The sequence below is a fragment of the Clostridium gasigenes genome, from assembly GCF_900104115.1.
Taxonomy (GTDB): Bacteria; Bacillota; Clostridia; order Clostridiales; family Clostridiaceae; genus Clostridium; species Clostridium gasigenes.
Genome location: NZ_FNJM01000002.1, coordinates 384,207 through 409,616, shown reverse-complemented (window position 1 = coordinate 409,616; position 25,410 = coordinate 384,207). Strand labels below are relative to the sequence as shown.

General features: G+C 28.1%; 24 protein-coding genes. All 24 read left to right on the top strand.

What is annotated here, in order from left to right; translation table 11 throughout:
• The first annotated feature begins 17 nt into the window (after positions 1 to 17).
• The 24 genes from BLS77_RS06890 to BLS77_RS06785 all read left to right on the top strand — a co-directional run bounded on the left by BLS77_RS06890 (position 18) and on the right by BLS77_RS06785 (position 25,392).
• Positions 18 to 2,012, top strand: coding sequence for a methyl-accepting chemotaxis protein (locus BLS77_RS06890; protein ID WP_089967262.1), 1,995 nt, complete (start codon positions 18 to 20; stop codon positions 2,010 to 2,012).
• 319 nt (positions 2,013 to 2,331) lie between these two features.
• Positions 2,332 to 2,913, top strand: coding sequence for a 50S ribosomal protein L25 (locus BLS77_RS06885; protein ID WP_089967260.1), 582 nt, complete (start codon positions 2,332 to 2,334; stop codon positions 2,911 to 2,913).
• Between the two features lie 302 nt (positions 2,914 to 3,215).
• The gene (locus BLS77_RS19845) at positions 3,216 to 3,356 is read left to right on the top strand and encodes a hypothetical protein (protein WP_175490802.1); all 141 of its coding nucleotides are present in this window, start codon (positions 3,216 to 3,218) and stop codon (positions 3,354 to 3,356) included.
• 24 nt (positions 3,357 to 3,380) lie between these two features.
• Entirely contained in the window at positions 3,381 to 3,533 is a 153-nt protein-coding gene (locus BLS77_RS19840; protein ID WP_167865991.1) for a hypothetical protein, read from the top strand.
• 214 nt (positions 3,534 to 3,747) lie between these two features.
• On the top strand, positions 3,748 to 5,505 hold the full coding sequence (locus BLS77_RS06880) for a sensor histidine kinase (protein ID WP_341423425.1): 1,758 nt from the start codon (positions 3,748 to 3,750) through the stop codon (positions 5,503 to 5,505).
• Positions 5,506 to 5,517: 12 nt separating this feature from the next.
• Complete coding sequence (locus BLS77_RS06875) at positions 5,518 to 6,270, top strand: response regulator transcription factor (protein ID WP_089967258.1); 753 nt, start codon at positions 5,518 to 5,520, stop codon at positions 6,268 to 6,270.
• A 198-nt stretch (positions 6,271 to 6,468) separates the two neighbouring features.
• A complete protein-coding gene (locus BLS77_RS06870) occupies positions 6,469 to 7,500 on the top strand; it encodes a BMP family ABC transporter substrate-binding protein (protein WP_242873950.1) in 1,032 nt (343 codons plus the stop codon).
• 84 nt (positions 7,501 to 7,584) lie between these two features.
• Entirely contained in the window at positions 7,585 to 8,886 is a 1,302-nt protein-coding gene (locus tag BLS77_RS06865) for a pyrimidine-nucleoside phosphorylase (RefSeq protein ID WP_089967254.1), read from the top strand.
• 54 nt (positions 8,887 to 8,940) lie between these two features.
• Positions 8,941 to 9,606, top strand: a complete 666-nt coding sequence (deoC, locus tag BLS77_RS06860; protein WP_089967252.1) for a deoxyribose-phosphate aldolase — start codon at positions 8,941 to 8,943, stop codon at positions 9,604 to 9,606.
• A 68-nt stretch (positions 9,607 to 9,674) separates the two neighbouring features.
• Positions 9,675 to 10,487, top strand: coding sequence for a transketolase (locus BLS77_RS06855; protein WP_089967251.1), 813 nt, complete (start codon positions 9,675 to 9,677; stop codon positions 10,485 to 10,487).
• Between the two features lie 14 nt (positions 10,488 to 10,501).
• A complete protein-coding gene (locus BLS77_RS06850; protein WP_089967249.1) occupies positions 10,502 to 11,428 on the top strand; it encodes a transketolase family protein in 927 nt (308 codons plus the stop codon).
• Positions 11,429 to 11,441: 13 nt separating this feature from the next.
• Complete coding sequence (fsa, locus tag BLS77_RS06845; protein WP_089967248.1) at positions 11,442 to 12,086, top strand: fructose-6-phosphate aldolase; 645 nt, start codon at positions 11,442 to 11,444, stop codon at positions 12,084 to 12,086.
• Between the two features lie 373 nt (positions 12,087 to 12,459).
• Entirely contained in the window at positions 12,460 to 14,625 is a 2,166-nt protein-coding gene (locus tag BLS77_RS06840) for a transcriptional regulator (RefSeq protein WP_089967247.1), read from the top strand.
• Positions 14,626 to 14,688: 63 nt separating this feature from the next.
• Positions 14,689 to 15,114 (top strand): membrane-associated protease 1, encoded by a 426-nt coding sequence (locus BLS77_RS06835; RefSeq protein WP_089967245.1) that lies wholly within the window; start codon positions 14,689 to 14,691, stop codon positions 15,112 to 15,114.
• A gap of 26 nt (positions 15,115 to 15,140) precedes the next feature.
• Positions 15,141 to 15,566, top strand: a complete 426-nt coding sequence (locus tag BLS77_RS06830; RefSeq protein ID WP_089967243.1) for a membrane-associated protease 1 — start codon at positions 15,141 to 15,143, stop codon at positions 15,564 to 15,566.
• Between the two features lie 80 nt (positions 15,567 to 15,646).
• The gene (locus BLS77_RS06825; RefSeq protein ID WP_089967241.1) at positions 15,647 to 16,090 is read left to right on the top strand and encodes a J domain-containing protein; all 444 of its coding nucleotides are present in this window, start codon (positions 15,647 to 15,649) and stop codon (positions 16,088 to 16,090) included.
• A gap of 59 nt (positions 16,091 to 16,149) precedes the next feature.
• Positions 16,150 to 16,671, top strand: coding sequence for an FHA domain-containing protein (locus BLS77_RS06820; RefSeq protein WP_089967600.1), 522 nt, complete (start codon positions 16,150 to 16,152; stop codon positions 16,669 to 16,671).
• Positions 16,672 to 16,686: 15 nt separating this feature from the next.
• Positions 16,687 to 17,190 carry an FHA domain-containing protein gene (locus BLS77_RS06815; protein ID WP_089967239.1) on the top strand — a complete coding sequence of 168 codons (504 nt, stop codon included), beginning with the start codon at positions 16,687 to 16,689 and terminating at the stop codon, positions 17,188 to 17,190.
• 11 nt (positions 17,191 to 17,201) lie between these two features.
• A complete protein-coding gene (locus BLS77_RS06810; protein WP_089967237.1) occupies positions 17,202 to 18,077 on the top strand; it encodes a PP2C family protein-serine/threonine phosphatase in 876 nt (291 codons plus the stop codon).
• A gap of 42 nt (positions 18,078 to 18,119) precedes the next feature.
• A complete protein-coding gene (locus BLS77_RS06805; RefSeq protein ID WP_089967235.1) occupies positions 18,120 to 19,919 on the top strand; it encodes a PP2C family protein-serine/threonine phosphatase in 1,800 nt (599 codons plus the stop codon).
• Positions 19,920 to 19,960: 41 nt separating this feature from the next.
• Positions 19,961 to 21,241 (top strand): normocyte-binding protein, encoded by a 1,281-nt coding sequence (locus BLS77_RS06800; protein ID WP_089967233.1) that lies wholly within the window; start codon positions 19,961 to 19,963, stop codon positions 21,239 to 21,241.
• Positions 21,238 to 21,936: a hypothetical protein gene (locus BLS77_RS06795; protein ID WP_089967231.1), complete on the top strand. Its 699-nt coding sequence runs from the start codon at positions 21,238 to 21,240 to the stop codon at positions 21,934 to 21,936. The genes BLS77_RS06800 and BLS77_RS06795 overlap by 4 nt, the downstream gene beginning before the upstream one ends.
• A 26-nt stretch (positions 21,937 to 21,962) precedes the next feature.
• A complete protein-coding gene (locus BLS77_RS06790; protein ID WP_089967229.1) occupies positions 21,963 to 24,593 on the top strand; it encodes an Hsp70 family protein in 2,631 nt (876 codons plus the stop codon).
• A 19-nt stretch (positions 24,594 to 24,612) separates the two neighbouring features.
• Positions 24,613 to 25,392, top strand: coding sequence for a hypothetical protein (locus BLS77_RS06785; protein WP_089967227.1), 780 nt, complete (start codon positions 24,613 to 24,615; stop codon positions 25,390 to 25,392).
• Positions 25,393 to 25,410: the final 18 nt, after the last annotated feature.

Sequence of the window (25,410 nt, the reverse complement as noted above, 5' to 3'; positions counted from 1 at the left end):
ATAGGGGGGAAATACATATGAAAAGTATAAGAACAAAATTAATTGTATTATTTGGAGCCATGATTTTTGTGATAAGCATAAGCTTGGGTATTATTTCCGTAAAAACATCAAGGGTTGCACTACAAAATAATACTCAAAAAACTATACCTGAAATTGCAGTTGAAGGATCAAGGGTTGTTGAAGGCAGAATAAATAATGAACTTCAAATATTAAAAACAATAGCGGAAAATGAAAATATTAAAAATATAAATAGTTTTAATGATAAAGGAATTGAGATTTTAAACTCAGAGGCAAAAAGAAATGGGTTTGATAGTATAAATCTTGTAAATAAAAAGGGTGATGTTATATCATTTAAAGAACAAAGTTTAAATGTTAAAGATAGAGAACATTTTAAAAAAGCGATAGAAGGAAAAGATAATGTATCAGATCCTATAAAAAGTAAGTTAGATGATAAAGTAAAGATTTTTTTTGCAGTACCAATAAAAAATGGAAATGAAACTATTGGAGTATTATATGCTTTAAAGGATGCTTCTATATTAAGTGATATTATTAATGATATTACATTTGGTAAAACAGGAAAGGCATTCATGATTGCTAAAGATGGTACTACTATTGCTGATTATGATAAAGAAATGGTGGAAAATCAGTCTAATGTTATCGAAATGGTAAAGAAAGATCCTGAATTACAAGAACTTCTAGAGGTAGAACAAAAAATGATGGCTGGAGAAGTTGGAGCAGGAGAGTATTCATATAAGGGAATAAAAAAAACTGTGGGTTATGCACCCGTAGAAGGTACAGGCTGGTCTATTGGGGTGGATACAGATACTGAAGAGGTAATGGAAGAGATTAATAGTCTTAGAAAAACTATAATAATTGTGACTACAATTTTACTAAGTTTAGGGCTTATATTGACTATAGTAATTTCTACTAGTGTAGTTAATAACTTAAAAACTATAGCAAAATATTTAACATTATTAGCTAAGGGTGATTTTACTGTGCCAGCAAGGGATAAGTACACTCTAATGAAGGATGAAATAGGAGAAATATCAAGAGCGGCTAGTACATTGCAACAAAATATGAAAGAAATGATAGAGAAGGTTAAGAATAGTGCAGAAAATATAGATACACACTCTGAAAGTCTATCTGCTATATCAGAAGAAATAGCTTCTTCTGCTGAAAATGTAACTACAGCTATTCAAGATGTAGCAATTGGGGCAAGTGGCCAAGCCGGGGATTTAGTTGAGGTTACTGGAATATTAGGTGGATTTGGTGATAAATTAGGACAAGTAATAGTGAATATAAAAGAAGTAGATGTAAATGCAAGAAATGTTGGGACTATGGCTGAAGATAGTAGCTCAAGCATGGACATTCTAGTTGATTCGGTAAATAAAGTGAATAGCACTTTTGGAGAATTTGGTAATAAAATTGATGTCCTTGGTAACAATGTAAATAAGATAAATGAAATTACAAATATGATTAATAGTATAGCAGAACAAACAAATCTTTTAGCTTTAAATGCAGCTATAGAGGCTGCAAGAGCTGGTGATGCAGGTAGAGGATTTGCTATTGTAGCTGATGAAATAAGAAAGCTTGCAGAACAATCAAAGGTTTCTTCAGAAACAATAAGTGGAATTGTTTCGGAAATATCAAATGATACGGGTAACATAGTAACAAGTACAGGAACTATGAATAAAGAAATAGAAAATCAAATAGATGTTATAAATTCAACTATAGGAGTATTTAAAAAGATTATAGTTGAAATAAATAAAGTAGTTCCTATGATTGATGATATTAATAAATCTACAGCTATACTTGAAAAGGATAAGACTAAAATACTAGATACAGTAGAGGGTATTTCAGCGGTATCAGAAGAAACAGCAGCTTCTTCAGAAGAGATAGCGGCATCATCAGAAGAGATGAACGCTTCTACCCAAGAAATAGCAGCATCAGCACAGTTATTAAATAATATGACTGTTGAATTAATGGATATAGTAAATAAATTTAAAATTTAATTTATTGTAGCAACTGGTGGGTTTGCAGTAAATAATGTGAATTTTAAGGTAATATTAATATAAAAATACAACGTACTTACAATAATATTAATTATAAGTACGTTGTATTTGTTGTTTTACCATAATTATTTCTCCAAATTCTTCTAAAATACCTGTATTAGTCTTAATATATACTATAGGATTTAAATACATAGCTTAGGTTTCATTTATAAACACTTTACTATACATAGTAAGCCTTATGAACAGTATAATCATATTTCGGATACTACTATGATATAATAAATGAAATGGCGTTATAAGCCAAGAGGAGTGAATTATTATGGAAAAAAATATTTTAAATGCATTTGAAAGAACAACAAAATCTAAAAGATTTAAAGAAAATGGTTTTATTGCAGGAGTAATTTATGGAGATAATGTTAAGGAAGCAACTTCTGTAAAGTTTGAAGAATCATCTTTAAGAAAGATTCTTTCAAAACATGGTTCTAATGCAAAAGTATGGGTTAAATATGGAGAAGGTAAGAAATTTGGATTTATAAAAGAAATTCAAAGACATCCTGTAACAGCAAAAATCACACATATAGATGTACAACTTGTTTCAAAAAATCACGAAATAAAGTTACAACTACCTATTGAGTTTAAGGGTGAAAAAAATCTAGTTGCAAACTTACTTAAATTAAATATTCAAAAAACTGAGATAGATGTTTTTGGGAAAATGGCTTTAATGCCTGATGTAGTAGTTATTGATGTATCAGAAAAAGAACTTGGAGATACAATTACAATAAAGAACTTTAATTTAGATAAGGAAATAAAAATTAGTGATAATGAAGATGAAATTTACGCAACTATAACAAGATTAGTTGAAGAAAATAATGCTGAGAGTGAAGAAGAAGTTGCTGAATAATTCTAAAACCAAAGTATAATATCTATTAACTATTATTAAAAATATATTATTTAATAGATAATTTTATGATAGGTTATATTAAAGGAAAATTTGTCCAAGCACCTGCTAACACAGGTGCTTTTTTTATATTAAAAAGATATATTATTTAATAGGATGCACTCAAAAGCCCGTTTTTAGGGTATAATAGATTAGTAAAAGAACAAATATTGCTTTGAAAATATTCATTGTGAATAATAATTTCAAGGATATTAGTTATTAAGTCTTTTAAATTTATAAAAAATAAAGAAAAGAAGGTAAAAAATATGAAAAATGATATAAAAAAGAACATGGAAATAATGAAAAAAGTTATTGAAGAAAAAAAAGTAAAAGGTGCAAATCAAAAAAACACTAAAAGACCACCAACTTACGGAACACAAAGTCCAGGATCAGGTAACATAAAATAGCCTTAAATGATAAGGAGAAAAGTTATGAATACAAATATGGAAATGATGAAAAAAATCATTGAAGAAAAAAAGAATAATAGTAGTAATTCTAAAAATAATAGCAAAGCTAAAAAAACAATTGGAAGTTCATCTAAGGGAGTTCAAGTCAAAAAAGGTGGAGGGTTACTTGCTAAATAATATCTAAATATAATATCCAAAGAGGGGATGTTGCAAAATGATTTTTAAAATCATTTTAAGCAACATCCCCTTTTGAGAATTAAATTATATCAAATTCAATAAATTGTTTAAATACTCCCCAATAGCTACTAACCTACGGTATAATGAAATAACAAGTCAAGGGAAGAGACATATTGGCTTATTATTATTTTAAAGATTTCTAAAGGAAAAAAATATGAGAATAATTAATATGAAAATAAATAGGAACAGCATAATATTTAAGCTATTTTGTATATTGTTCACACTGCTAATATCTATTGCTATATTAGTTGGAATGTGGACTATTAAGGATACTAATAAAATAATGAAGCAGGAAATGTATCGGATGAATAATCAGGTATTAGGGGAGATAGGAAATAATATATTAATTTTATTATCAAATGTAGAAACAATAATGGATGACATTGTTGTTAATAATAAATTAATAGAGACATTATCTATTCCTAAGGAGAATATACCTAAAGATAAAAAAAGTATTAAATCTATGAATGCATATGTGCAAGGGTTATTAATAGATAAGGTTTTTAGTTATTCTAAGTTTAATATGAAACCTGAACTTTATGTCATTGGAAAAAATGGATTAACATATAGTACATATTCTAAAACAAAGTATGATGTTGAGGGTATAGAAAACAATCAGTGGTATAAAGATATAATTAATTCAACAGATAATACGGTACTTATTAATACCTATAAAGATGAGGCTGGAATAGGACCATATAAATACATCTTTAAAATGGGTAGACCTATAAAAGATCTTATTACTGGAGAGGTTTTAGGAGTTTTAATTATAGATATAAGTGAAAAGATGCTATATGACAGGTACTCTGAAAGTTTAAGTGATGGTAGAGATATTTATATAGTTGATGGTAATGGAAAAATAATATCCAGCAAGGATAAAAGATCTATAGGGATGCATTATGAAGATACTATAGATAAATATAGGGATAATAATATTATTTTAAAAGATAATATAGAATTTATGAAGATAAAATCAAATATAAATGATGATGGATGGAGCATAATAGAGGAGTTACCTCTAAAGGTTCTACGGGAACCAGCTATACAAATAACTAGAAGATTACTAATAGTATTATTAATATTAATTATAATATCTATTGGAGTCAGTTATAAACTTTCGCTTTGGATAACAAGGCCAATTCTTAATATAAAAAATAGAATGAAGGAAGTTAAAGCTGGTAACCTAAAGATAGAGGCTGAGTCAGAATGCTGTGGTGATGAGATAGTTCAGCTTGAGGATGCCTTTAATAGTATGGTAAAGAAGTTGGATTATTATATAGATGAAATTAAAAGAGAAGAGCAGGAAAAGAGAATGGCAGAGCTTAGTTTCTTGCAAGCTCAAATAAATCCACATTTTCTATATAATACTTTAAGCGGTATAAGATTTTTAATTTCTATGAACAAGAATGAGGAAGCTGAAGAAATGGTTTATAGATTCACAAGGCTACTTAGGGCTCTTTTACCTAAGGCAAGTGAGTGCATAACTTTAAAAGAGGAAATAGATAATATTAAAAATTACGTTGAATTACAAAAGATGCGATATCCAGGGGCATTCACCTTTAGTTGTGATATTGAGGAGAAAATAAATGATTATAAGGTACCCTCATTTATATTGCAACCTATTGTAGAAAATGCAATTTTATATAGTATGGAGAAGGAAAATAACAAGGGAATTATAAGTATTGTTGGTTATAGAAATAAAGATGGTATAAGAATTGTTGTAAAGGATAATGGTATAGGTATGTCAGAGGTCAAAATAGAAGGTGTACTTAAAAGGGAAGGATCAGTAAATAGGGTAGGGGTTATTAATGTTCATGAGAGAATAGGTCTAAATTATGGATCACAGTATGGGTTAAATATAAATAGTATTGAAGGAAAAGGGACGAAGGTAATTTTTATATTGCCAAGCTAAGGAGGATTTATGATGTTGAACATATTAGTAATTGAGGATGAAGCCCCAATAAGGGAATGGATTGTATACACTATTTCAAACTTATCTAAAGATTTTAATGTAGTAGCAAGTGCATCAAATGGAAAAGAGGGTTATGAGCTTGCTGTGAAGTTAAAACCAGATGTAATCTTCACAGATATAGGAATGCCTATAATGGATGGATTGGAGTTTACTAGAGAAATAAAAAAGGTAATGAAGGATGTAGTAGTTATATTGTTAACTAATTTTGAAAAATTTTCATATGCAAAAAGAGCTATTAGCTATGGCGTTTATGAGTATTTGATAAAATCTGATATAAGGCCTAAGGATATAAATGAATTATTAAGAAAAGTAGCAGATAGTATAGAGGGTATAACTAGAGAGGTTTTAGATGAAAATAATTCTGAGGAAAGAATAGAAAATAAAGGAAAGCAATATTCAAAGGCAATTAAAAGATCTATGGATTATATAGATGATAATTATAAGGATCATATTTCATTAGGAGATATATCCAAACATGTATTTCTATCACATGAGTATTTTTCTAGATTATTTAAAGAAGAAGTAGGGGAAAATTTCAGTACATATCTTACAAATTATAGAATGAAAAAAGCTGAGTATCTTCTAAAGAATACTGATAAAAAAATAGGTGAAATTGCTAATGAAGTAGGTTATGCTAATACGGGGTATTTTTCAAAAAGTTATAAGAAATGCCATAATGTATCTCCGGAAGATGATAGATATTAACTATATTTATATCAATATAGTTTTTAAATATCAATATAATAATAAAATATCAATATTTTACAATAGAAAATCAAAATTGTTGTAAAGGTTATCAACGGGCTTCATTTAAAATAAGCTTAATATTTAATATACTATAGGTGTAGCAAAGAACAAGTTAAAAGTATTTGCTATTCCTATGGAGTATCCTAGGAGGAAATAATGAAAAAATTAATTTCAATTCTTGTATTATTAAATTTAGTACTATTAATGACAATAGGATGTACTGAATCTAGATATAAGAGTGAAAAAATAGCAATTATTTTTAGTTCTGTCGGTTTAGGAGACAAGTCATATAATGATTTGTGTTATGAAGGGGTGCTAAGAGCACAAGATGAACTAGGAATAGAATTTGACTATTCAGAACCTAAATCCCCTAAGGAATATGAAAATGTAATTAGAGAATACGCAGAAAGTGAAGAGTATGTTCTAATAATTGCAGTTGAATCAGAACAAGTGGATGGGGTAGCAAAGGTATCTAAGGATTTTCCAAAGCAAAAATTTATGATAAGTGATTCAAGAGCTACGTTACCTAACGTGGTTTCTATATATGAAAAATGGACAGAGCAGGTTTTCTTAAATGGCACTATAGCTGGACTAGCAATGCTAAGTGACGTTAATAATAATTCCAAAGAAAATGTGGCAGGGGTCATACTTGGAATAGAAAGTAGTCAACTTAGAGAAGCAGCAGTGGCATTTGAGTCAGGCGTTAAATATGTAAACCCTGATGCAAAGGTTATATCAGCAGTTGTTAATGACTTTGCAGCACATTCAAAGGCGAAGGAGATAGCGTTGCTTTTATATAGTAGGGGAGCAATTTTTATACAACACTTAGCAGGATCAGCAGGACTTGGAGTGTTTGCAGCTGCAAATGAAGCTGATAAATATGCATTTGGTGTTGATGGAAATCAAAATTTTTACGACAGTGATCATATTGTGGCAACAGCCAGAAGAGATATTAATAACATATTGTATGAAGAAATTAAAGATATGAAATCTGGAAATTGGAATCCTGGAGTTCATGAATATGCTATGAAGGAAAATGTACTACAAGAGGCTAGAGAGGGTTCTAGTGTAGAGTTATCAGATCAAATAGTACAAAGAGTAGAAACTATAAGAAATAAAATAATTAATAAAGAGATAATTATCCCATTAACGGCAAATGAGCTAGAGGAATGGGAAATTAATAGATAAAGCATTTGAAGAAATAAACTAGCATATTTGCTTGTTATTCTTTTAAAGATGTTTAAATATCATTATAAAAGGAGAGAATTTTAAATGAGAATGTATGATATTATTAAAAACAAGAGAGATCATAAAGAGCTATCTAAAGATGAAATTGATTTCTTCATAGAAAATTATGTTACCGGAGAAGTAACCGATTACCAGACTTCGGCATTATTAATGGCAATATATTTAAATGGTTTTACAGAGGTAGAAACATCCAATCTTACTATGGCAATGGTAAATTCAGGAGATGTAATAGACCTTACAATGATAGATGGAATTAAACTTGATAAACATAGTACTGGAGGTGTTGGTGATAAGACTTCTCTTATCTTAATACCAATGGTAGCAGCAGCTGGTGGGAAGGTTGCAAAATTATCAGGTAGAGGCCTTGGGCACACTGGAGGAACTTTAGATAAATTAGAATCTATTCCAGGGTTTAACATAGAAGTAGATGAAGCTAAGTTTAAAGATTTAGTTCAAAATGCAGGACTTGTAATAGCAGGTCAAACTCAAAACCTTGTGCCAGCAGATAAAAAGATATACGCTTTAAGAGATGTAACAGCTACAGTTGATAGCATACCTCTTATAGCAGCAAGTATTATGAGTAAAAAAATAGCTTCAGGATCAGATGCAATTCTTTTAGACGTTAAATACGGTGAAGGTGCATTTATGAAAACAGCAAAAGATGCAGAAGAATTAGCAAGAGCTATGGTTAGTATAGGTAAAAATTTAGGACGTAACACTTCAGCAGCAATTACACTAATGGGGGAACCTTTAGGTTATGCAGTAGGTAATGCTCTTGAAATTCAAGAAGTTATTGAAGTATTAAGTAATAGAGGTCCAGATGATTTAAGAGAGTTGTGCTTAGAACTTGGAGCTCAAATGCTTAAATTAGGAAATATAGAAGTAGATGTAGAAAAGGGAAGAAAGCTACTCGAAGAATTATTAGCTAATGGAAAAGCCCTTTCAAAATTAAGAGAATTAGTTGTAAATCAAGGTGGAGATCCAGCTGTTATAGATAATCCAAAGAAATTTACTATATCACCATTGATTCATGAAGTTAAATCACCTAAAGAAGGCTATGTATTTGATTTAGATGCAGAAAAAGTAGGTATATCATCATTAATCACTGGAGCTGGAAGAGAAACAAAGGCTGATAATATAGATCATGGTGCTGGAATCCTATTAAAAATAAAAATGGGCGACTATGTTAAAAAGGGTGATGTACTTGCTACATTATATTCTAGCCACGAAAATCTATTTGTAAAAGCTGAAGAAGTTCTATTAGAAGCATATGATATTCAAGATAAGAAACCAGCTAAAGTATCAATAATTAATAAAATTATATAAGGTATTTATTTTACAATGCCTTAAAAAAATACCTAAGAGTGAGGAGAAAATAAAATGGATAAGAAAGATATTGTTTCAAAGGTTGATCATACTTTATTAAATGTAACTGCTACATGGGCAGAAATAAAAACTATATGTGATGATGGAATGGAATATGGGGTTGCATCAGTATGTATCCCACCAGCATATGTTAAAAGAGCTAAGGAATATGTAGGGGATAAGCTAGCAGTTTGTACTGTAATAGGGTTCCCAAATGGATATATGACAACTAACACTAAGGTTTTTGAAACTACAGATGCACTAGCAAATGGTGCAGATGAGATAGATATGGTTATTAACTTAGGTGATCTTAAAGATAAAAACTTTAAGGCGATCGAAGAGGAAATAATAAGACTTAAAAAGGCTTGTGGACATAATATATTAAAAGTAATTATTGAAGCATGCTTCCTAACAGAAGAAGAAAAAATTGAAATGTGCAAAATAGTAACTAATGCTAAGGCAGATTTCATAAAAACTTCAACTGGATTCGGAACAGGAGGCGCTACTAAGGAAGATTTAGAGCTTTTTGCTAAAAACATTGGACCGAATGTTAAAATTAAGGCTGCTGGAGGGGTTAAGGATTTAGCAACAGCAGAGGAATTTATTAAAATTGGAGCTAGCAGACTTGGAACTAGTTCAATAATAAAAATATTAAATAATGAAAAAGTAAAAGGTTATTAAACTAAAGTTAGAATAAGTAACAAGGGAATTCAAAAGGGTTCTCTTGAAATTTTAAGAGGTGAGATTTTATGAATAAAGAGATACTTATTAAAAAATCAAAGGAAGTTAGAAAAGATATTATAAACATGATATATGAATCAAAATCTGGTCATCCAGGTGGATCTTTATCTTGCACAGATATCTTAACTTATTTATATTTTGAAAAGATGAATGTAGATGCGAATAATCCAAAAGATGAAAATAGAGATAGATTTGTATTAAGTAAAGGCCATGCAGCACCAGCACTTTATGGAGTGTTATGTGAAAAAGGATTTTTCCCAAGGGAAGAGTTAAATGGTTTAAGAAAACTAGGAGCAATTTTGCAAGGTCATCCAGATAAAAAGAAGGTTCCAGGAGTAGATGTATCAACAGGATCACTTGGCCAAGGAATATCTAATGCAGTTGGAATGGCTGTTGGCCTTAAATTAAAGAAATCTAAGGCAAAGGTTTATACAGTCCTTGGTGATGGAGAACTTCAAGAAGGATTAGTTTGGGAAGCAGCAATGGCAGCAGCTCATTACAAGTTATCAAATTTAGTGGCAGTAATTGATTATAATGGACTACAAATAGATGGTAAAAATGAAGATGTTATGTCTATATCTCCTTTAGATGATAAATTTACAAGCTTTGGATGGAATGTAGTTAAGTGCAATGGTCATGATTTTGAAGAAATTCATGAAGCTTTTGCTAAAGCAGAAAAGTGCTTAGACAAACCAACTGTAATTATAGCTACAACAGTAAAAGGAAAAGGTGTTAGCTTTATGGAAAATAAAGCAGAATGGCATGGTCAGGCTCCAAGTGAAGAGCAAAGATTACAAGCAATAATAGATATTGAAAGATAGGAGGAGAAAATAATATGGGAAAAGCAACAAGAGAATCATATGGAATGGCTTTAGTAGAGCTAGGATATGAAAATGAGAATATAGTAGTTTTAGATGCAGATCTTTCAAAATCTACAAAAACAAATGATTTTAAGAATAAGTTTAAAGATAGATTTTTCAACGTAGGAATAGCAGAGCAAAACTTAATGGGAATGGCTGCAGGTTTATCTAATGTAGGAAATATTCCATTTGCTAGTACATTTGCAGTATTTGCTACTGGTAGAGCATTTGAAATAATAAGAAATTCAATATGTTATCCAAATATGAATGTTAAAATAGCAGCAACTCATGCAGGTATAACAGTAGGTGAAGATGGTGGATCACATCAATCAATTGAAGATATAGCATTAATGAATTCACTACCTAATATGACTGTAATAGTTCCTGCAGATCACACAGAGGCAATGCAAGCTGTTAAAGCAGCAGCAGCTTATGATGGTCCTGTATATTTAAGATTTGGAAGATGTAATACAGATGATATATTTGATGCAAATTATAAATTTGAAATTGGTAAGGGCGTAGAAGTTGCTCCTGGAAATGACGTTGCTATTATAGCAACAGGAATGATGGTTCAAAAGGCTATTGAAGCTTCAAAAGCTTTGCTTGAGCAAGGTATAGGAGCTAGAGTAATAAATATATCTACTATAAAGCCTATAGATAGAGAAATAATCCTAAAGGCAGCAAGAGAAACAAAGGGTATAGTAACTGCAGAAGAGCATTCAATAATTGGAGGCCTTGGGTCAGTAGTTTCTACAGTTGTTACAAGTGAATGTCCAACTATAGTTAAAATGGTAGGAATAAATGATATCTTTGGTCAATCAGGTACTCCAAATGAACTAATGGTTAAATATGGTTTAACATCTGAATCAATAATAAACAAAGTAAAAGAAATATTAGCATAGGAGGAATATTAATATGAAATTTTTCGTAGATACAGCAAATATAGAGGATATAAGAAAAGCAAATGAACTAGGAGTTATATGTGGGGTAACAACAAACCCATCATTAATTGCAAGAGAAGGTAGAGATCTTAGTGAAGTTATAAATGAAATTTGTTCAATAGTTGACGGACCTATAAGTGCAGAAGTAATGAGCTTAAATGGCCAAGAAATGTATGAAGAAGGTAAGAAATTAGCAAAAATACACAAAAATATAGTAGTTAAAATCCCTATGTGTGAAGAAGGATTAAAAGCAACTAAGTTATTATCTAAAGATGGAATTAAGACAAATGTAACTCTTATATTCTCATCAGTTCAAGCTTTATTAGCTGCAAAAGCTGGTGCAAGTTTTGTAAGTCCATTCCTTGGAAGATTAGATGATATCGGAAATCCAGGTATTGAAGTTGTAAAACAAATAGCTGAAATATTTGCTATACATGGAATAGAAACAGAAATAATATCTGCAAGTGTAAGAAATCCAATGCATGTATTAGATGTAGCACTAGCGGGATCAGATATAGCAACAGTACCATATTCAGTAATAGCTCAAATGATAAAACATCCATTAACAGATAGTGGAATCGCAAAATTCACACAAGATTACGAAAAAGCTTTTAAATAAGGCATCGTAAAACCAATGGATACTGATTAGTTATTTATTGGGAGATGCTTAAGAAAATAATGAAAGAGTGTTTGATACCTTTAAGGTATTAGGCACTCTTTTTTTGCTTGAAATTCTATTCATTTCTACTAGGGTAGCCTACTAAAATTATACTCTAAGTAAGCAAAATTTTAATATTTAAAAAATTTTGAATTTGGATTAATATACACATATAACAAAAAAATAACAAATTTGCTATAAAGTAATATACATAAACTACGAAATAATAAAAGTAGACAAGAAAGTTAATGAAAAATTTAAAAAAACATTAAAAAAATGAAAAATATATACTATAATTTGCAATTATATATATATTAAACAAAGGAGTGCAAATATGGAAGTAATTCAACAAACAAATAGAACAATATTATTTGAGGAAATAAATCCAGAAAAATTAGATTTAATTTCAGTAATAGGGGACACAAAGGGATTAAATAGTTTAAATGATGATAAAGTAAAGGAAATTAATGACTATTTTCTAGTTAACAGTTTTGATGAATTTTTAGAAAAGTTTGCTCCAGTAGTATATTCATTTTTTAATGCATCAAATCAAAAGGTAATGTATACACTAAAAAAACCAGAAGGCATTTCAGATGAATTGGTAACAGAAATTCCAATTAATCAATCAAATGACTTTTTAAAAATGTTATTTACTTTAATTGATACCAAAAGAGCCCAAGGAATAGCAAATGTAGATTTTAAATTCGAAAATTTGTTGGATATGATATCTCCTAAAAAAGTTATGGATGATATAAAACAAACTCGAAAAGAAATTCAATATACATATAGTAAATATGAAGCTTTAGAAGATGAAGACCCAAGTAAATTAGATTTAGGAGACAAGCTTAATATTATGTTTGAAGAAGCAAGTTCAAATTATAATAATATTATGGCAATGTTACCTCTTGCTATTGAAGACATAAAAACAAGATTACTTCTTGGGGCAGAAGATAATAAGAACGGAAATGATTGTTTTCAAATAGGTGTTTTGAGTATGGGTGGAAATGGAGAATTAAAAGTTTTAGAAGCACCAAAGGTAGAGGAAAAATCATTAGTTGCAATAGATGATAAAGCAAATGTAGGGTTAATGGAAGCTTTCCAAGATGATTATGATGATATTAATGAAGTTAAATCTGATTATGTAAAGAGCTTAGTTATAAGAACATTTTGTCCATTAGTGTCAACTATGGAAAGCTCAGTTAATTTAGATGTAGAAGTAGAAAATTATAATACTTATTTAGAGTTTTATAAAAGTTCTAAAGATGATTTCATAAAGACAGTAAAACCTCTGATTGAAAAAATATTAGGAGTGAAAATGTTTTTTGATCAATATAAAACAAAAAATAAAGGTATGAAGCCATCTTTATTAGTTACAAATACAAAGTTAGGTAAGTTAGTAAGTTCTAATAATTTACCTAGATTAAATACTTTTTTAAGTTCAGTAAATGACAAAAATGATTTTGATAATACAATTTGGTTTGGTATTGTTCCATCAATTGAACTTGAAGGACAAAGTAAAAATAAAATTATAAGAGAAAGATTTAAGTCAAATAAACAAACTGAAAAGACAGATTCAAATTCCATGGAAGAATTATCACTGCTTTTAGATACAGTTCAAAAATATAGAATACAAATTTTCTTTAGTTTTGAACCAAGAGAAGATACTACATTTAATCATGTAGCAACAGCAGGAATTGATAAATTTATAGATAAATGTTCACCTTTATTAAATAATACATATAGCGAATTTGCAATTCCATGTATACCTAATTTTACAGTTATTCCAAAAGAAAAATCAGGAGTAATATTAGATAAGAGAATGATACTTTCTCAAAATGGATCAGCAGAACTATCTAAAGAAAAAGAAGATATTCTTAAACTTTGGATAGAAGGGGTTTATATTGGGAGTTCATATATAGCAGCGGGTATTGTAGCTGCATACCAATGTCCAGAATATTTAAGAGAATATTATGATTATATATCTAGTGAATATCCAGGGGTTAGATTTGATATAGAATCTGGATCAAATGCATTGAAAATAACAACAACACTAGCAAAAGAAATATCAGGGTTTACAAATGAAATTAAAAATTTAATAAATAAAAGAAACTTTGGATTTGTTTTTTCATCTGAAAATGCCCAATTACAAGGAAAAGATATAAAGCAAATAACAGTTTATAAAGCAAGAAGTTTACAAGCTACTGAAAATGATTTTGAATCAATATATAAAACATTAGTTACAACATATATAGAAAGAATATTAAGGTTCCACACTAATGATTTTAAAGAAGATAATATTGTTAGATTCTTTAGTAATAATCCAACAAGTGTAAAAAGCAAATGGATGGCAAATAAAGAATATTGTAATTCTATTATTCAAGATGGTGATGATATCAATTTTGTGATAAATGATAAAACAGGAAAATGTAACATTGATCTTGTATTTAACGGAAATGTTAAGAATTTAGAAGTGGAAATCACACGTAACGATGTAGGTTAATTTCAATAGACGTTTTACACATCTATTTTTATTATAAATAAAAATTAAAGGGAGGACAAAAAAATGGGATTTAGAGTAAAGATTGAGGGCGCAGAAAGTATCGATTTAAATATTGAAAGTATTTTAACTGTAGAATTTAAAACAGATACACCAGACGATTCTAATGCACGTTCAACAGATCTAGGAACATCATTAGTTATAACTGGTAAAATATTAACACCAGTTGGAGGAGAGGCAGCAGATAACACTATTAAATTAGCACAATGGTCACTTGTACCAGCAGAAAAAGCTGATTGTTACAGAAGTGTAAAAGTAGATGTTATTTCAGCTTCACAAATAGTAAGACAACTTACTTTACCTAATGCTTTTGTAGTAGATTATAAGGAATCTTATGGAGATGAAGAAGGCGTAGGAACATTTAAATTATATGTTAAACAAAAGAAAGACAAAACAGCAAACGTTAAGTTTGAAGGCGGTTTCGGAGAATAGAATTTAAGATAAGGAGGAAATAAAAAATGGGATTTAAAGTAAAAATTGAAGGTGCAGAAACAATAAACCTTAGTATAGAAAGTGTTGAAACTGTAAAGTTTGCAACTGATACACCAAAAGATACAAACGCTCGTTCAAAAGACGTAGGAAGTACAATGATAATAAGTGGTAAAATATTAACAGCGGTAGACGGAGATCCATTTGACGCTACAAGACAAATGGGAACATGGTCACTAGTACCTGCAGAAAAAGCAGACTGTTATAGAAAAATTACTGTAGAAGTAATTTCAGCAGATCAAATTATAAGAAAAATAACATATCCAAATGCTTTTGTAGTAGATTATAAAGAACATTTTGGAGATACTGAAGGTATAGGTACATTTGAGCTTATTGTAAGACAAAAGAAAGACAAGCTAAGCTTAGTTACAATAGAAGGCGGATATAGCGCTTAATATTACAATTGATTTTTCTCTTGAGAGCATACTTTCAAGAGGAAAATCTTTTTCTATAAAAATATAAGATGAGGTAGAATGTGAAGAATTATTATAAAACATTAGATATATCAGTTAATGCAACTAAAGATGAAATTAAAAAGGCATTTAGGATTTTAGCAAAAAAATATCATCCAGATAGAAATGTAAATAATGAAAATGCTTTAAGAAATTTTCAAGAGATAAATGAAGCATATGAAATTTTAGGTAATGAAGATTCAAGAAAAGAATATGATAAAAAAATATCTAGTTCTAAGCAAAGCAATAGTAAAGATACAAATAGTAAAAATAATAAATCTAGTAATGATAATAGAAAATCTCAAGACAAAAGTGATAGTATGGCAGATTTGAATAAATATTTTGAAAGCTTATTTGGATTTGATGCAAATACAAATAATATAGATAAAGATAAATTAAAAAACCAAAAGAATCCAATAGATACGAGTAATATGTTTGAAGGCTTTTTTAATATAAAAAAGAAGTAATGGGGTGAGTTACTTTGAATAGTAATAATAAAAATTTTAATAACAAATTAGTAGCAAGTATGCAATTAATTAATGTATTTATAGGAGCTATAATTGCATTAATATGTATGGTAGCATATATTACCATAGAATCTACATATATAAGAGGAATAATTATAATTATTGCAATAATTTTTGGAATAATATGTTTTATAAAGTTATATTATAAATTACATAAAGAAGAAATTTTACAAGATGAAAGTAATATAAATAGTATTCAATTAATTAATGAAGATAATGAAATTATAAGAACATGGAATATAGAAGAGCAAATAGCATTTATTATAGGAAAAAATACTATAAATGATAAAGTTTTTATAGATTTAAATGATTCTATTTATTCAACGATGATTGATAATAATCATGCTGTTTTAAATTATGCTGCTGGAAAGTGGTATATAGAAGATTTATCTTCTGAAAATGGAGTTAGTATTCAAAAAATAGATGATGGTAAAAAGTATAGAATTGTAAAGGATGCTCCTTGTGAATTAAAAAAAGGAGATATTATATTTATTTCTAAAGTTAAACTTTTACTTAAATGAAATGGAGTGAGATAAGTGGGACTTATTAGATGTCAAAACGGACATATGTTTAGTGAAAGACGTTATGGAACAATATGTCCATATTGTAATATGGACACTACAAAAAAAGAAACTAAATCAGAAGTTTCGCCAAAAAAATCAGATATAGAGACTAATCTTTTATATCAAGAAGTTGATCCTGTTTGTGGCTGGCTTGTATGTATTGAAGGTACAAGGGTAGGTAAAGATTATAAGATAAAAAGTGGGAAAAATTTCATAGGTAGAGCAGATGATATGGATATACAAATAATAGGAGATAATTATATTGCAAATAGAAATCATGCAATAGTAGTATATGATCCTAAAAAGAAAAACAATGTATTATTACCAGGAGATTCTTCGGGTATAGCTTATTTAAATGGAGAACCAGCTTATATGCCATCAGAACTTTCTGCTTATGATGTAATTGAACTTGGAAAAAGCAAGTTCCTTTTTGTACCATTTTGTGGAGAACATTTTGAATGGCAAGATAATGAGTAGGTGAATTATATATGCTAAATATTAATGAATATGGAAATATAAAGCTTATAGTTTTACTTGGAGCATTACTAATAATTCTATTGATAATAAGGGTTTATTTATTAAAGAAAATAAATAAAAAAGATTTACAAATAGCACAAGGCGTATGTATTGGATATGAAGAAATTCAAGAAGATTATGTAGATATAGTAAGTGCACCTTATGGAACATTAGCAGTTTTAGCAGATGGTCGAGGTAAAAATGAAGCAGGAAGAATTTCTAGCATGGTATCAGTTAAGACAATAACAAAGATGTTTAAAGAAGAAGGAAGCTTAGATAAAGTAAATTATTTTTTTAAAAAGGCTTTCAATAAGGCAAACCATGAAATAATAAAAAGAGTTGAAAGAGACAAGGGTGGGGCAACTGTACTTAGTGTAATAATAAATGATAATTTATTACATTATGCATTAGTTGGAGACGCCATGCTTACTGTTTTTAGAAACAAAGAGCTTATTAGATTAAGTGAAGGACATGCTATGGGAGAAGTAGCAAAAAGAGAATATTACAATGGAAAGATTCATAAGTTAGAGGCTTTATATGCATTAAAAGAAAAAAAACTTTTATACTATCTAGGTCAAGAATCATTTAAGAATATGGAAAATTGCGAAGTCCCAATTAAGCTTTATAAAAATGACATAATTGTACTTATGAGTAGAGGAGTATATGAAGGATTAAGGTGGATAGAGCTTGAGAGTATTTTAGAAAAAAAGAATATTGACATAGAAGAAGTATGTAAGGAAATAATGCAAAAAGTTAAAAATAACAATTCAAATAATTGTAATGGTAGTATCATACTTATGAAATATTGTGGTAAAAAAAGAGATAATACATATAAAAAATATAGCTAATAGAAATAGCAGAGCTAATAAAAATAAGTTAGGGTGAATAAAATGAAGAAGCTAAACTCAAGATTTAATACAAACTTTGTATCAGAAGAAGGAGCTTTTCTACAAAATAAAGACTATTTTGCATTTATTGAACTAGATAATTATGCATGCTATGTAATAGCAGATGGAATAGATGAGGATAAAGAATTAAAAAGTCAAAAAATAGCAGTAACACAATTTATAAAAGATTTCACAGAAAAGCCTACAATGAACAAATTTATTATAAGAAAATATTTAAAAAATGCAAATAATGCATTAATAGCAAGTAGTAGAAATGTGAGATTAAAAGCATCAATTACGGTAGTTGTAACTAATTATAGTAAGTTAGTGTATTCAACTATTGGAAACACTAGATTTTATTTATTTAAAGATGGATATTTAAAATTAAAAAGTAAAGATGAGTCTTTAACTCAAGAACTAGCAGATAAAGAAATGATTCCTTTAGATAAAATAGCAAAACATACTGAGAGAAATAATCTTTCTTCATACTTAGGAGAAAATAATATAAGCAAACCATATGTATCAAAAAGAATTAAGCTTGCAGATGGAGATGCATTTGCTCTTCTTACAAAAGGGATATGGGAAAATTGTGATGCAAAGGAAATAGAAGATGCTCTAGAAGGGGCAAAGTCTCCAAAAGATGTAGTTGATAGCGTAGAAGATATGATTTTATCAAAGCAATCAAAGGATCTAGAAAATTATACTTTAGCATTAACTTTTGTAGAAAAAGCTTATATAAACCCTAAAAGAAAGAAAATAATAAAAAAAGTTATATTAACCGCAATACCGATACTTTTGATTATAGCAATACTAGTAACTATATTAATTATTAAAAATAATAGAAAGAAAGATAATATTTTAACTATGGGTGAATATAAACAAAATGCGGAGCAATACATAAAAAATGAAAATATTGAAAAATCAAGTGAAGAATATAAAAAGGCTTTAGATATAGCTAAAAAATATAAACTTGAAAATGATGCTGAGCTTTTAGATGAAGATTATAAGTACACAGAAATAATAGCAGAAGCTGATAAAGACTTAGAATCTAAAAAATATGAGGATGCTTTAGATAAATATATGATTGCATTAGAAAAAGCAGGGAATGTTGAAAACATAGGAAGAGAATATATACTTAAAAAAATAGATATAGTTAAAAATTGTATTAATGTTTCAGATTTATTAATTTTAGGAGATAAACAAGTAGAAGGCGGATTGCTAAATGAAGCTGAAGCAAATTATTTAGAAGCTAAAGAATTATCTTTAAATTACTATTTAAAAGATGAAAAGAAAGAAGCTATGGGTAAACTTCAAGAAATATATGATAAAAAAGCGGAAGATATGAAACAGAAAAAAGCAGATAAAGATAAAACCGCAGAAGATAAGAAAAAAACAGATGAAGATGCTAAAAAAAAGGCAGATGAAGATAAGAAGGCTATAGAAGAACTACAAAGTAAAGCTATAGATCTTAGGAAAAATGGAGATTTAGAGTATGTTGCAGGGGATTATGTAAGTGCAAAAATGTATTATGCTTTAGCTAAAGAAGCGTTTAAAGCGATAAGGGCAAATAGTTCAGTTTATGAGTTAGAAGAAAAAATAGCACTTATGGATAAAAAAATAATTGAAGTGGCAGATAAAAAAGGTGAGGCAGATAGGTATGTAGCTGAGGGAAACAAAAGGTATGCTTCAGGAGATACTAATTCGGCAAAAGTATTATATATTTTAGCAAAAGATATATACAGTAATTTAGGATACATAGATGACATAGCAAAAGTAGATAGTAAATTAGCTGCAATAAAATAGTCTATATATAAGCACAATAATAAGTAAACGTAGGTGAAAAAATGGATAATAAAATTCATGAGAAGTTAAATGAAATTAAGGAATTAGGGGATAGAGTATTACTAAAAAAAATAATGAATAGTGTATTTTCATCACTAGAAGAATATTCAGAAGATAGATTTAATCAATTAGAAGAAAGAGTCTTTAATGAAGTGCCGTATGTAAAAGAAAAATATAATATTTATTCAACAATAATAAAAAGAAATAAAATAGACCAAACTGATGATTTCCTATATCCTATTTTATCAGAAGATGTGGAAGAAAAAACATATGATACTATAAAGATTTTAAAATCAATTGAAGAAAAAAAGACAAGTAATATGTTTAAGGTTTTTCTTAAATGTGATTATCTGATTTTTAAAGAATTTATTAGTAATAATTTAAATATTAAGGGAGTTATTGAAACAAATAAAAAAGTTCATGAAGCCTATTTTAAAGTAGTGGAAAATAAAGAATATACAGATAAAGTAAGCAGATTATATAAAAGCTTTATAAATAGTAATGTAACATGGACAACGGTTAATAACCCTTATATTCATAAGATTGCTGATATAGTTTTAATAGGATGTAAAGATAAAATTGAAAATGATGAAAGCGTAATTAAAATTGAAGTGGATTTTGGAGAATACAATAAATACGTAGAATATGATATGGTACCACTTTGGAATATAAAGGAATTAAAGCTAAAATGCAATGGATTTCCAATGCCATGCATTGATAAAATTAATTATGAACATAATATTTCAATTGTAAAACAAGGAGAGAAAAATGGATATTTAGTTGATTATGAAAATGTAGATATTAACTATGTTACATTTACAAAAGAATCAGTAATAATATCCTCAACCACAAATGAAACTGCATTTTGGAATCTATGGGATATTATATCCGGTGAAGAAAATAAAACTTCTAAATATGAATATGAACTAATGACTAATAAAGTTAATGTAAACTTTTCTAATAAACTAGCATTTCAAAATCCATATACAATAAAGACAAAAACAGAACTAGCAAGGGTTATAAATTCATTAAAAGCATCTAAATATCTAAAATTTAAGGATATAAAATTAGAAAAAAATCATTTGAAAAAAATTAAAGAAACCTATGATGTAAATGACTTTATAATTGATGAAATAAGAGATGAAAATATAAAGAAAGCTTTAATTTTATATTTTGAGCCAATAGATAAGGATAATTATTTAAATAAAGATATTTTAAGCTTTTTAGTATCAGAAATACAATTTCTTTATCCTGAGTATGAGTGTGAAGGAAGATTACTATGAATTACATTTGGGATATATTATTAAATGCTGATAAAGAAAAAATTGATAGGGAAAAGATAAAATTTATAAAATCTGAAATATGCAGCCCTTATATGGAAATTGCTTTTGAAGATCTTAATGTTGCATTGCTACCAGAAGATAAAGTTATAGAGGTAAATGAGTGTTATAGATTTTATGGGATTTTCAAAGATTTATTTAATATTAATGTTGAGGAAAGTAGAGAATTTAGAGATGTACTTTTAGATATATTATTGCACTATTTAGGAGAATTAGATCTTAAAAGAGGATTGTGTAAAACAGAATTCTATAGTTTTTTTCTTCTAAAAGATATATTAGATAAAGTTTTTGGAGATAAGTTGGCAAAAAACATACTTTCTTTTGAAAAAGAACAATTAGATATTTTATTAAATGGACTTATTACTTTGTATAAAACAGGGGTATCAATTCAGCTATTTAATAAGATTTTAAGAAAAATATTTAAAAATAGTATTGTATATTCAAATAGAGAAAAACCAAAAGATATATACATTTATTTAAATGAGATAAGGACAAAAGAGCTTGAAAATAAAATTGATTTTATATTAGATACATTTCTATCCATAGAGATGAAGCCATTAATATTTTGGAATCATCACTTTGGGATTTTAGGACTTAATAGTACTATGAAAAATGATGAAATAGTTATGGTTGAGTAAAATTAATGAAAAATTAGGGGGATAAGATGAGTTTATATTCATACAAGTTACATAAGGTAACTAAAGAAGAAAAGAGGCAAAGTAAATATAAAGAAAAAGATATAAGGCTCATGACTACATTTCAATTAAGGGAAATATGTAATAAAGAAAAGCTAGTAAAAAGCATAGTCAATCCTCTTGATAAAGAAGAACTTATAAGGCTAATAATGAAGTATAGAGGTGAAAAAGATAGTAGACTTATAAATCACTATATGGCTAATGGAATTGAAAAAATTGAGAAGTTTTTAAAAAGAAGTAATAAAACCATAATGACAAGCAAAAAAATAGATTATCCAGGAAAAATAACTCTTTATGAAAATCTATCACTTGATATTTATGATAATTATATTCTAAATAGTTATGAAAATTTAGAAGAGAGTAATGTACTTTTAGTTGATGAAAAATTTAAGGTTTGTAGCATATTTAATATAAAAAAAATAATTCAAAATAATAAAGAAAAGTACTTTTTAACAAAAAATGAAAAAATAGAGGTAATAGAATCTCAAAGTAAGCACTACAGTCTTTTATTTTTTTCAGAAAAAGATTCAGAGCTTCTTTACGATATTTATGAAGGCGATACAAATGAGATAGATTATTCTATATCCTTCAATTCTTTTCCTATATTGCAATTTGAAGTAAAACCATTAAATGAGACAACAATGCCACTAGCCATTGATTTTGGAACATCAAATACAACAGCTGGCATTTACATAGATAAAGAGATATTTCCAGGATTAAATGAAAACTTAACCGAAAATGAAGAATATACAGATTATGAAGAAGATAAAGTAAGATTCGTCAAAATAATAAATACAACTAAAGAAAATGTAGATATAACACCACTTATACCAAGTGTTGTAGGGGTTAAACATATAAAAGAAGATAAAATAGAATATATCTTTGGATATGATGCAATGATGGAATCAAAAAAAAGATATACAGATGATGGACTTAGCTTATTTTATGATATAAAAAGATGGATAAGTGATTTTGAAAAAAGTGAAAAGGTAATAGATGTTAATGAAAAAACAACATTTATAAAAAGAAAGGATATTATAAAAGCCTATTTGGAATATGTTATATCCTTAGCAGAGCAAAGATTTAAGTGCAAATTCAAGAATATTTATATAACATGTCCATCAAAGCAAAAATATAAATTCCATACTTTATTTAAGGATATTTTAAGTGATTATACAGTTGAAAGTGAAAATATATTAGAAGAAAGTGTTGCCGTACTTTATAATACTATTTCTGATTTAATTGAAAGAAAGAAGTATGTTCAAGGAGAATGGTATAAAGCTCTTATTATAGATTGCGGAGGGGGAACTACAGACCTTTCAGGATGTAGCTTTAGTATATCTAATAGTAGGGTTTCTTATAAATTAGACATAGAGACATCATATGAAAATGGAGATACTGATTTTGGTGGAAATAATCTTACTTTTAGAATAATGCAGTTCATAAAGATTTTAATGGCAAATTCTTTAAGAAACACAAGCGAAAATATAAAAAAAGCTATAATAGATGAATTTAAAATTGATATATTCAAGTTTATAGACAAGTCAGGAATTAATCAATTATATGAGACTTTAAATGAAGAATATGAAAAATCTGAATCAATAATTCCTACAAAGTTTCAACTATATGAAACAAGAAGCAAAAACGATTATTGTAAGGTAAGGAGCAATTATTACCTTTTATTTGATTTAGCAGAAGAAGTTAAAAAGTTATTTTTTACAAATCCAGATATTTTAAAGGTTATGTTAACGCCTAAAGACCTTAAAGATTCAGAGGATAACACAGTAAAATATGATAAGTGGAAATTATCATATATAGATAAAGATGTTTTAAAGGTTGTGAAAGAAGCACCAGAAATTTCTCTTAGTATATATGAGATAACTACCTTAATAAAAGGTGATATTTATAACATAATAAAGAAATTTTTAGAAAAGTTATATGAAAATGATGAGTTATTTGATTATTCTATTATTAAATTAACAGGGCAATCTTGTAAGGTTGAGATATTTAAAGATGCCTTAAAAGAATTTATACCAGGACGAATAATTGAAGTTAACAAGAGTAGAAAAGAAGCTAAAGAAGAGTATGAATTAAAGTTAACTTGTCTTAAGGGAGCATTAAAGTATTTATATGCTAGAAATTTTGGATATGCAGATATAAAAATAGAAAGCAAAGCACCAACTCTTCCATACCTTGTAACGGCTTATAGCCATACAGGGGATCAAAAGGTATTAATTAAAGGTAAGGAAATAAGCAAGGGATTTATATCAAGATTTATGGATAGAATCCTTTTGAAATTATATTTAAAGGATAGTAATGATGCTGTAAAATATGAATACAATTACCAATTTAATAGTGATGAATTAGAAGAAACAGATGCAATGACCATAGGGGAAATGTATTCTAATATAAATCAACATGAAACAGACAATATAGAAAACAATGAAATAAAATTCTTTGTATGGGCAAAGGAAGAACTTTGGGGATTTTATGTCCTTGCAATTTTAAGAAAAGATGACGAACTTTATAAGGGAAAAGAAAAGTTCTTTTATTTTGAAAATGATAAATGGGAACAAAACTTTTTTGATGGGCTTAAATAGAAGTTAGGGGGTAAAGATTTTGTTTGAGAATAATTATCCGCTTTTTAATAGTGGACGACTTTTAAAAATAAATATGTTAGAAGAACTTAGAGATTTTCCAAGAGAATTTTTTGATGTAATGTTAAAAAAATATTCAAATGGAATAATTTCAGGCTGTGATATACATGTAACTGATGATTGTATAGTTGTTGAAAAAGGAATAATAAAATATCAAGATGTTCTTTATCTTTTAAAAGATGATAGAGAAATTGAGTATAAATGTAATAATAAAATGATGATTTTAAAAGTGAAGTTTTTACCTAATGTGGAATGTAAGGATTTTATAAAAATTTCTACAGAAGTTTACTTAGATGAAAATTTAGAACTTAAAGTTGATGAAATTGAGATCTGCAGATTTAAGCTTAGAACTGGTGCAAAGCTTAGGACAAATCACGTAGGTTTCGATGATTTATGTACAGAATACGATACAGTAAACACCATAAATGCACCTTATGCAGCATATGGAGAGAGTAGTCTAAACTCTGACATTTTAAGAGAATTCGGAAAGGGTCTATTAAAATGTAATTTAACTGATCCTTGGGATATATCCTTTGGAATGACTTGCATTCAAAGCAAAGATCCTGTTGAAAAAGAAATAATAGTGAGTTATTTAGTATACAAATTAAATATTAAAATAAATGATTACTCAAATCAAGAAATTTATAATCATCTTTTAGAGATATTAAATGCAATAAAAGGTGGAACTAGGGCAAGTAGTAATCAAGGGAGAAGCAAGTATAGAAAGATACTTATAGATTAAAAAGAAAGGAAGGGTGTA

Coding starts and splice junctions, on each gene's coding strand:
- BLS77_RS06890 (WP_089967262.1), top strand. CDS start 18: ATGAAAAGTATAAGAACAAAATTAATTGTATTATTTGGAGCCATGATT.
- BLS77_RS06885 (WP_089967260.1), top strand. CDS start 2,332: ATGGAAAAAAATATTTTAAATGCATTTGAAAGAACAACAAAATCTAAA.
- BLS77_RS19845 (WP_175490802.1), top strand. CDS start 3,216: ATGAAAAATGATATAAAAAAGAACATGGAAATAATGAAAAAAGTTATT.
- BLS77_RS19840 (WP_167865991.1), top strand. CDS start 3,381: ATGAATACAAATATGGAAATGATGAAAAAAATCATTGAAGAAAAAAAG.
- BLS77_RS06880 (WP_341423425.1), top strand. CDS start 3,748: ATGAGAATAATTAATATGAAAATAAATAGGAACAGCATAATATTTAAG.
- BLS77_RS06875 (WP_089967258.1), top strand. CDS start 5,518: ATGTTGAACATATTAGTAATTGAGGATGAAGCCCCAATAAGGGAATGG.
- BLS77_RS06870 (WP_242873950.1), top strand. CDS start 6,469: ATGAAAAAATTAATTTCAATTCTTGTATTATTAAATTTAGTACTATTA.
- BLS77_RS06865 (WP_089967254.1), top strand. CDS start 7,585: ATGAGAATGTATGATATTATTAAAAACAAGAGAGATCATAAAGAGCTA.
- deoC (WP_089967252.1), top strand. CDS start 8,941: ATGGATAAGAAAGATATTGTTTCAAAGGTTGATCATACTTTATTAAAT.
- BLS77_RS06855 (WP_089967251.1), top strand. CDS start 9,675: ATGAATAAAGAGATACTTATTAAAAAATCAAAGGAAGTTAGAAAAGAT.
- BLS77_RS06850 (WP_089967249.1), top strand. CDS start 10,502: ATGGGAAAAGCAACAAGAGAATCATATGGAATGGCTTTAGTAGAGCTA.
- fsa (WP_089967248.1), top strand. CDS start 11,442: ATGAAATTTTTCGTAGATACAGCAAATATAGAGGATATAAGAAAAGCA.
- BLS77_RS06840 (WP_089967247.1), top strand. CDS start 12,460: ATGGAAGTAATTCAACAAACAAATAGAACAATATTATTTGAGGAAATA.
- BLS77_RS06835 (WP_089967245.1), top strand. CDS start 14,689: ATGGGATTTAGAGTAAAGATTGAGGGCGCAGAAAGTATCGATTTAAAT.
- BLS77_RS06830 (WP_089967243.1), top strand. CDS start 15,141: ATGGGATTTAAAGTAAAAATTGAAGGTGCAGAAACAATAAACCTTAGT.
- BLS77_RS06820 (WP_089967600.1), top strand. CDS start 16,150: ATGCAATTAATTAATGTATTTATAGGAGCTATAATTGCATTAATATGT.
- BLS77_RS06810 (WP_089967237.1), top strand. CDS start 17,202: ATGCTAAATATTAATGAATATGGAAATATAAAGCTTATAGTTTTACTT.
- BLS77_RS06805 (WP_089967235.1), top strand. CDS start 18,120: ATGAAGAAGCTAAACTCAAGATTTAATACAAACTTTGTATCAGAAGAA.
- BLS77_RS06800 (WP_089967233.1), top strand. CDS start 19,961: ATGGATAATAAAATTCATGAGAAGTTAAATGAAATTAAGGAATTAGGG.
- BLS77_RS06795 (WP_089967231.1), top strand. CDS start 21,238: ATGAATTACATTTGGGATATATTATTAAATGCTGATAAAGAAAAAATT.
- BLS77_RS06790 (WP_089967229.1), top strand. CDS start 21,963: ATGAGTTTATATTCATACAAGTTACATAAGGTAACTAAAGAAGAAAAG.